Genomic DNA, 7,919 nt, shown 5'->3' on the forward strand with positions numbered 1-7,919 from the left:
ATCGCGGCAGTTGCCTATGTCCCGAGACACACCTTGCTGGAGTTTCCTATGTCTTGCGACATGGGTTTCCTATGTCCTGAACCAGCACACTGCCGGGGGCACTCTTCTTCACCAGGCATTTCGCACTCTGACCTGCGGTTTCTCGGCCGCAGGTCGTTTACTTAGTGGACCTTGATAGGCAACCGAGGGCGCCCCGTATGCAGCCATAGGGCCATGATCAGGGGACATATGCGGGATGATCTTGACGGTGACTCCCCAGGCCAGACGCCAATCCCGAGCCATCCGGGGTCTCTGGCAGCCCTACGCTGGCTGCGGGAGTGAGCCTTGGCCCCACCTTCGGGTCAATTCCGGCCCCACTTGTCGATCTCATGGAGATCCAGTAACAGCGAGTTCTGGCCCCACCCATACCTTCCTCGCCGAGGGCGTCTGGTCAACTGCCCCGTGTCGTCGAAACAGGCCCAGTGTCATCCAATCCGGCCCAGCTCCCTGGCCGAGCGAGATGCTCGTGCATCGGCTCACGGCGACCGGAGTCGCTGCGCCACTCACTTGGGTCCACCAGGTCACCTGCCTTTACGCCGAGCCGTCTTCGATGACACAGGACATCGACGTTCGTCGTACCTCAACGTCGTTCGTCCTCGCTTCGCTGCGGGCACACCGCGTTGACGGCCGGCGAGGAACTTCCGAACGAGAAAGTAGCGCCTAGCCTGGATCCATCAGCCGATATCCGCGCCGATGAACCCGGTGCTCCAGCGCATACCGCCAGCCATGTGGGTGAGGTACCGGGGATCGCTGAACGTCGCGGTGAACCCGACGAATGGGAGCTGATCGACCGGGAGGTCGAAGTCGGTCAGCTCCATGATCCGGTCCTCGACCGGATACCCGTCCGGGTCGCCATCGTCCTCGTCCGGTTCCGGGACGTTGTGCGGACCGTCCATCGCGTACTGGGTGATGATTGCGGCGGTGCGCTCCCGGAACGCCGCCCGGTCCGGCACAGCCCAGGCGGTGCCGCCCCCGCCCGCGACCCCGGTCAGGCTGCCGCTCAGCCGGACACCGTACTGCCGCTCGATGACGCGGCGGTGCTCGTTGAAGTCGCGCCGCAGGAGCGCATACTCCGCCGCACTAACCGGGACCTGCTTGCCCATCAGCATCGACCACAAGGCCGCGAACTCGTCCCGCAATTCCATTCCCGCCGCGATCGCGCTAGCCTCATTGTCGCTGACGTGCCAGCGTTCGCCGTTCAGGTGCGGCAAGCCGCTCTTCATCCGCTCCCACGCATCCACGGCGAGCTGCACTGGAAAGATCGGCTCGTGTGGGATGTGGCACACCTCGAAACTGATGAAATGGGCTCGACCACGCAGGGTTGCCCCGTCCTTGGCGTCGATGGACACGGTCAGCCAGTCAGACATTTCGGCGATTGTAGTGATCAGCTAGCTGGCCCGATAGACCCACACGTCCGCCACCCGCGACGGCGATCGAGGAAGGCCGGAGACTGACCCGGCCCCTGGGCCGAGCGGGGTGGGGCCAATTCTCACTGGGACCAATCCCCGGTGATCAAGGGTGAGGCCGAGACTCGTTCCTAAGTGGGGCCAGAAGTAGCCCATGTAGTCAGCCCTACGCCGACCCCAGCTGTGAAGACCGTACGGTAGTCGTGGCGAACCGCCCGGGACGTGTTACCCGGGGTCGAGGCGTATTCACGCCCCCGCACCCAAAGGTACCGATGAGGGCGTCGTTTCCCAGGACGCACAACTTGCTGAGAAGCGACAGGTAGCGCCGCTGGTCCGCGGTGAGCCCGGCATCCGCAGCCAGCAATGCGCCGATCTCAACCAGCAGCGTCCGCATCTGCGCCCGGTTGAACATCGTGTCCTCATAAGGATCGACATGGCCGAGCATGGGCTGCCTGGCTTCGGAGATCGCCGGACAGCTCAAGACGTCGAACGGGCAGCCGGTATTTCGCGGTTCAGGTATGAAGTTCCTCTGCGCCCCCGGAGGAAGCCCACCACTGAGTTTGACGGCTATCCAACTGCGGGTGAGGGTGATCTCATGGCAGCTGACTTCACCTTGGGTGTGCTCACCGATGTCATGAGATCTGCGTGCCGGCAGGCGGGACTGGACCCGGAAGGCGCTGAACTGCTGCGGCTTGGAGAGAACGCCATCTACAAGCTCGCGTCCAAGCCCGTCGTCGTGCGGATCGCGCGCGGCCAGGAACGGTTGCCCGTCGTGGAGAAAGAGCTCTGCATCGCAACCTGGCTCCAGGCCTCCGGCGTTCCCGCCGTCCAGGCGTACTCCGAGGTCCCGCAGCCGATCGTCGTCGACGGCTACCCTGTCTCCTTCTGGAAAGCCGTCACGCCGAACGAGCCGTCACCTGGGCCTGCCGACCTCGCAGAGTTGCTCCGCCGGTTCCACGATGCCGGTGATCCGCCGTGTGAGCTGCCGGAGTTCAACCCGCTCTACCAGGTGGAGCCCCGGCTGGATGCGGCGCGAGTCCTACGGAATGAGGACCTGGACTTCCTGCGAGCACGATGCCGTGACCTGGTCAAGCGCTATGCCGAACTGGAATTCGCCCTCCCGTACGGACCGATCCACGGGGACGCACATGCGGCGAACCTGCTGCGGGTCGACGGACAGGTGGTGATGCTGGACTTCGAGGTTGTGGCGCGCGGGCCACGAGAGTGGGACCTCATGCCCACATCGATCTCCAGGCAGCGTTTCGGCCTGCCGGAGGAGCAGTATCGGGCGTTCTGCAATGCCTATGGGTTTGACGTGCGGAGCTGGCAGGGCTACACGGTTCTACGGGACGTTCGTGAACTGACCATGACGACCTGGCTCATGCAGAACATCGGCGAGGATCCCCGCATCGCTAAGGAGTTCGCGCATCGGGTCAGGTCCCTCCGCGAGGGAGACCGCGACGTTGTTTGGCATCCGTTCTAAGCGGCAAGCCAACAGCAAACGACTCTTTGACCCGCCCGCGCAGCGCGACTGCGTACGGCTGACCAACATCTACGCCACGCCCTGGCACCTCCCCGAGGATGCTGACCACGCGCTGCCAGGGGAGTACCTACGGCTCGGCCGGCTGGAGGAGTACTTCACCGGATCAGCCGCACAGTTGCCGAAGGTGATCCAGCGAATCGATCTCGATCACGACCAAATCGCTTTCCGACGCTGGGATCGTCTTCGCCCGCTGACCGGTGCCCGGCTATGGCTACTGGTGGTCCCGTCCACGCAGATCGTCGCCGTGCTCAGTCTCGATGTGAGCTGCGAGCTGGCACACACTATTGACCTGCTGGAGGACTGCTACTACCTCGACGTGAAAGTCGGAGACCAGACCATCACGACGCTGGCCGCCCAAGCGCTCGGCATGGAGGGCGTGTTCCTGCCTGAGCGACACCAGATCGTCTTCGGGCCGAAGATGTCAGCCGCCAAACGTGACGACATCGTGCAGCGCGTCATCTACCGCAGCGACTTGCCGTACCGGAAGGAGTTCAGCGCGATCACCTATCCGGTGGAGCTGAACCGGAGACCGGATGCGGTGGCCGCGGTGGGACCATACGTGAGCGTCCTGTGCGGTCAGCAGGATTACGTGGAGAACACCGTCTTCCTGTCCGCGGTCCAAGGCGTGGCCAGCGCGGCGCAATTACGCGAGATCCGGTCCGCGGCCTACGCCGCGGTGTCCACGTTCCGCGCCGGCGACCGTACGCACCAGGGCACACAGATGCGCCGCAAGACCCTTGAGAGCCTGAGCAGCAAGCTCGGAAACATGGAGCTGGACCTGAGCTACAGCGTCGAAGCGACGGCGGACCTCGGCCTGCTTGTCCCGTCGCTGCGAGTAGTCGGCTACCACGACGCCTTGTACGAGGCGATGGGGCTGGTGGCCAAGGCCGAGACCGTCGCCCGGATGCTGCGCCGTCTTGAGCGGGCGACCGCCGCCGAGCTGACCGCGATCGAAAGCCTGGAACGCCGCGCGGACGAAGACCGGCGGTTGCGCTGGACCGTGGCCATCGGATTCGTGTCCACAGTCGCCGTTCCTGTCGGCCTGATCCTCACGTTTCTCGGCATCAACGCGCGCGAAGTCGACAACAGTTGGTCGATGTTCGACACCCGCTACCTGCCCGTGTACGCGCTCGCCACCATCCTCCTGCTCATCGGCGGACTGATATCGGGCGCGCTCTACGCCCAGCAACGCCGCGCAATGCGTCGCAATGGCCAATCACGTGACCCCGCAGAATAGACGACTCCCTCAGCCCCATCGTGCCGGCAACAGGCTGCTACTTCTCGTTCATCGCGAGCAGTACAGCGGTCTTCTCAGCGGCGGCTTTGGCGACTTTGGGAAAGACGCTCGTGTAGGTGTCGGCGCTGGAGGCACGATCGAGGGTCTTCTGCACGACCGTCATCTCTACTCCCGCAGCGAGCATGAGCGAGACCGCCCCACACCCGCCGTCCTTGCCGATGGGTCCGTCACGAGCCCCGCAGCCGTAGACGGCGGCGAGGTAGTGCGGCTCTTATGGGCAGGTCCACGTCGACGGTCAGGTCAGCCCGGCCGTCGCCGTTGAGGACGTCGGCACGCCTGTTGCCCTTAGCCAGGCGAGGCTCGGATGCTGGCGGCGCGGCGTTCTCAGTACAGGTCGTACAGGGCGATCTTGGGTTTGCGACCGGTGACGTAGACGGCCATGGAGCGTCCAAGGGGTCACGGATAACCGGCCCGCGTGGCAGTCGCTGTACGGCGCTCCACTGCGGGACCGGTAAGGGGCCGGGATTCCCGGTAGCCCCAGCTCGGTGCGAGATGGTCTGACACCAGCAGGCCGCCCGGACGCCCTGCGCGGCGGGATACCTTCACGGCGACCTCCTGGCCCTCTGTCGTCGTAGCTCGCAGGACCGAGGCATCGGTGTCCTGCCCGCCGGCGACGAAAGAGGGCACCGAGCAGCGGAAGCCGAAAATCGCTTCGATCTCACCCTGCAGCACTGCGACGTCGACCGCAGGCCCGGCTGGGGCCGAGAAGGCGCTTATCCCGTCACCGTCCCAGCGCCCGCGGGAGCGAAGAAGCGTGCGCGTGCACCCACCAGGCGAGCGGAAGTGCGATCAGCACCACCGCCTGGATCGCCATCAACGCCGGAACGATGCCCCAACGGTCTGCCACCAGGCCGGCTCCCAGGGCGACGAGCGCGTAGAGCACGCTGCCGAGCAGCGACGCAAGCGAACCCATCGTCGCGCGTTCCCGGTCGGTGAACTCGCGCTGCAGCAACGTCTGCTGGGCGATTGTCGACATGCCGTAGGCCGGTGACCCAAGCAGGACGGGCGAAAATACCGTCGGCTTGACCAGCGCCACGAAGTTCGCCACGTTGTCGAACAGCTCACCGAACAGCAAAGTGCGGGCCGCGCCCACCCGGCCGATCACCCAACCACTGACGCGGAAGCCGACGAAGGCCACGCCATGGCCGAAGGTGCGCCACAGGCCCAGCGCCCAGAGCGGCCACAGCCCTGCCACGAAAACAGGCGACAACTGGGCCGCGCTTTCGCTGCTGTAACGAAGCGCCGACACCAGAGTCATCCGGCGGAGCACCGGATTACGGCGGATGCCGCGCAGGGCCGATCCGAGATGCACCAGCACGTTCGATTCCAGTGGGCCGTGCACCCGCGGTTCCCGGACCCGCAAGGCGACGAGCACGCACAGCACCTGCGGCACGACCGACAGCACGACCACCACACGCAGCGACCACGCGCCGGCGACCACGCCACCTATGGCTGCCGCCAGTGCGAGCGCGATCTGGAACATCGAGTTCACCCGGCCCGAGTGCCGGGGGAACTCCTCCTCCCGGCCGGCTTCGAGCAACGTGTCGTAGAGCAGAGACTCGTTGTTGCCGCTCCACAGTGAGGTCGCCAATCCCTCCAGCACAACAGCTGCCAGGAGGAGGCCGTAGCCCGAAGCGCCGGCGTACCCGAGATGGGCGGCCACCATGACGACGGCACCGGCGATCATCGTGCCGCGTCGGCCGAGGCGGTCGGAGAGCACCCCGGTAGGGACTTCGAACGCTGCCGAAGACAGCATCTTCACCGCCAGGAGGCTGGCGGCAGCGGTGTACGAGCCGGTGACTTGCGCGAAGTAGATGACCATAATCGGCCCGTACATGCGGAAGTCGCCGAAGAAGTTGAACCAGCTCAGCAGGCGGACATTCCGGTTGACAGTCTGATCAGCGGAGTTCGGAGCAGGCGGAGCTGACCTCGACCGTTGAGATTTCCTGCCGAACGGGGCAGCGATCAGGCGTTCGACCAGGACACGTACACGGAGCAGTGAAGAATGACGAGCGGACACAGCAGAACTCCCGGAAAGGCGAACGGAGACGCCAAACAGCGCCAAGGGCCGGTGACACGTGTCACCTCGCCCCGGCGACCGGGATGTGTGCTGACTTTGCTGCTACACGCGCGGCGTTACAAGCCTGCGACTGCGGTCACCAAGGGGCGAACGGAAGCTCCGGTCATCGTTGTAGACATCAGTGCTCCTCAATTCCCCAGGCGGACGGGATTCCGCAACAGCTTCAACTCTAGCGACCGAAGGACCTACGTGTCCGCTGAATTACGGACACAACGGCGGGTGTGCACGGTCAGGAATTTCTCCAGGTGGGCGGCCAGCATGATCCAGTCTGGCGGCCTCGAGATTTCCAGGCGGACGGTCATGCGGCGTCTGGGTGGGCGGACAGGTCAGGATGGTTCCGACGGAGTGAGGTGGAACCTACCCGGCGGAAGTGGTCAGGCACATGGATTACACGCCGGACAACATCGTGTTCCGGGACGGTAAGGCGGCCGCGCTGATCGACTTCGACATCGCCAAGCCGATTGCCCGGGTGGATGAGGTGGCCAACGCGATGATGTACTGGGCACCGCTGTGCGACCCCGTCGACGCCGACCCGCTGTTGCGGAAGATGGACGTGCCGCGCCGCTGCCGGATCCTGGCTGACGCCTACGGGATGTCAGACGTCGACCGTTCCCGGCTCGTCGAGGTGTTCGCGCTGCGGACCCGGCGAGCGTGGTTTCTGATGAAACAGAGAGCCGAGGAGCGGGTTGGTGGCTGGGCGAGGATGTGGGATGAGGGCATCGGCGATGAGATCAAGCGGCGCGAGGCCTGGCTGGATCGGCCATGGCGCGGTCATCGAGGCGGCGCTAAGCGCACCGTAACCCCCTGTTTCATCTGGTCGGGCCTCATTCCGGATGAATCGTCACTACGTTCCAGCGTGCTGACACGCCGTCGCCATGGCACTCCACCGCGGTCGCTGACCTGACGCAATCAGCATGCCGCCATAAGGGACGAACTCTATGATCAGTTCGTCCTGATCGTTGAGATTCGGAGAAGATGTCAATCTCATGTGCCGCGCCATGGTCCTTCTGGGTGGCGTCGCCCTCGCCGTCGGCGCGTTTGCCCTCTTCTACCGGGGCCCGGGACAACCGTTCATCCGCGGTTACGTGAGCGACGTCGGCGCCACCATGCTGGTCTACGCGTTCTTGGGGCTGCTGTGGCGCACCACCTCCGCACGCCGCACCCTGGCCACGGCCACGATCGCCGCCGCCGTCGAGTTTTACCAGATAGTCGGCATGACCCCGCCGGGCATCGGCGGTGTCCTGGTCGGCGCGTTCCCCGACCCATGGGACCTGGTCGCCTATGCCATCGGTGTGGTCGCGGCCCTGGTCTGGGAACGCCGATTGGTCCGATCCGGTGATCAGACCGGCTGACTCTCGGACGCCGACACCTACGCCCCTGGTCAGCGCCACGAAGAGTGCTTCATGCTCATCTGACTCCTAAAGCGGGTGCCGCAGGTTCGAATCCTGCCGAGGGCACTCATGTGATGTCTCAGGACATCGGAAACCCTCGAACCTACGGGTTCGGGGGTTTTCTCTTGTCTTGGGGCTGGTAGTCGCGGGTGGGGTCGATGGT

7 protein-coding genes are annotated in these 7,919 nt (G+C 64.9%); 4 read left to right on the top strand and 3 right to left on the bottom strand.

Translation table 11 applies throughout. The features are described from left to right. Positions 1-713: 713 nt before the first annotated feature. On the bottom strand, positions 714-1,406 hold the full coding sequence (locus ABT294_RS50450; RefSeq protein WP_350813699.1) for a hypothetical protein: 693 nt from the start codon (positions 1,404-1,406) through the stop codon (positions 714-716). 634 nt (positions 1,407-2,040) lie between these two features. Between ABT294_RS50450 and ABT294_RS50455 the strand changes: the two genes are divergently transcribed. Together ABT294_RS50455 and ABT294_RS50460 are read left to right on the top strand one after the other, a co-directional pair. After that, positions 2,041-2,928 (top strand): phosphotransferase enzyme family protein, encoded by an 888-nt coding sequence (locus ABT294_RS50455; protein ID WP_350813700.1) that lies wholly within the window; start codon positions 2,041-2,043, stop codon positions 2,926-2,928. After that, the gene (locus tag ABT294_RS50460) at positions 2,909-4,225 is read left to right on the top strand and encodes a hypothetical protein (protein WP_350813701.1); all 1,317 of its coding nucleotides are present in this window, start codon (positions 2,909-2,911) and stop codon (positions 4,223-4,225) included. The genes ABT294_RS50455 and ABT294_RS50460 overlap by 20 nt, the downstream gene beginning before the upstream one ends. 37 nt (positions 4,226-4,262) lie before the next feature. On the opposite strand, the gene ABT294_RS50465 is transcribed toward ABT294_RS50460, so the two are convergent. Together ABT294_RS50465 and ABT294_RS50470 are read right to left on the bottom strand one after the other, a co-directional pair. After that, positions 4,263-4,388 carry a hypothetical protein gene (locus ABT294_RS50465; RefSeq protein ID WP_350813702.1) on the bottom strand — a complete coding sequence of 42 codons (126 nt, stop codon included), beginning with the start codon at positions 4,386-4,388 and terminating at the stop codon, positions 4,263-4,265. 618 nt (positions 4,389-5,006) lie between these two features. Continuing rightward, entirely contained in the window at positions 5,007-6,305 is a 1,299-nt protein-coding gene (locus ABT294_RS50470) for an MFS transporter (protein ID WP_350813703.1), read from the bottom strand. Positions 6,306-6,735: 430 nt separating this feature from the next. On the opposite strand from ABT294_RS50470, the gene ABT294_RS50475 reads away from it, so the two are divergent. Both ABT294_RS50475 and ABT294_RS50480 read left to right on the top strand, forming a co-directional pair. Continuing rightward, positions 6,736-7,269, top strand: a complete 534-nt coding sequence (locus ABT294_RS50475) for a phosphotransferase (protein WP_350813704.1) — start codon at positions 6,736-6,738, stop codon at positions 7,267-7,269. Between the two features lie 94 nt (positions 7,270-7,363). Beyond that, positions 7,364-7,717, top strand: a complete 354-nt coding sequence (locus ABT294_RS50480) for a DUF2809 domain-containing protein (RefSeq protein ID WP_350813705.1) — start codon at positions 7,364-7,366, stop codon at positions 7,715-7,717. The last annotated feature ends 202 nt before the right edge of the window (positions 7,718-7,919 follow it).

The organism is Nonomuraea sp. NPDC000554 (assembly GCF_040300065.1).
Taxonomy (GTDB): Bacteria; Actinomycetota; Actinomycetes; order Streptosporangiales; family Streptosporangiaceae; genus Nonomuraea.

Bases quoted from the DNA above. Each gene is read 5' to 3' on its own strand.
- ABT294_RS50450 (WP_350813699.1), bottom strand. From the start codon at position 1,406: ATGTCTGACTGGCTGACCGTGTCCATCGACGCCAAGGACGGGGCAACC.
- ABT294_RS50455 (WP_350813700.1), top strand. From the start codon at position 2,041: ATGGCAGCTGACTTCACCTTGGGTGTGCTCACCGATGTCATGAGATCT.
- ABT294_RS50465 (WP_350813702.1), bottom strand. From the start codon at position 4,388: ATGACGGTCGTGCAGAAGACCCTCGATCGTGCCTCCAGCGCCGACACC.
- ABT294_RS50480 (WP_350813705.1), top strand. From the start codon at position 7,364: ATGGTCCTTCTGGGTGGCGTCGCCCTCGCCGTCGGCGCGTTTGCCCTC.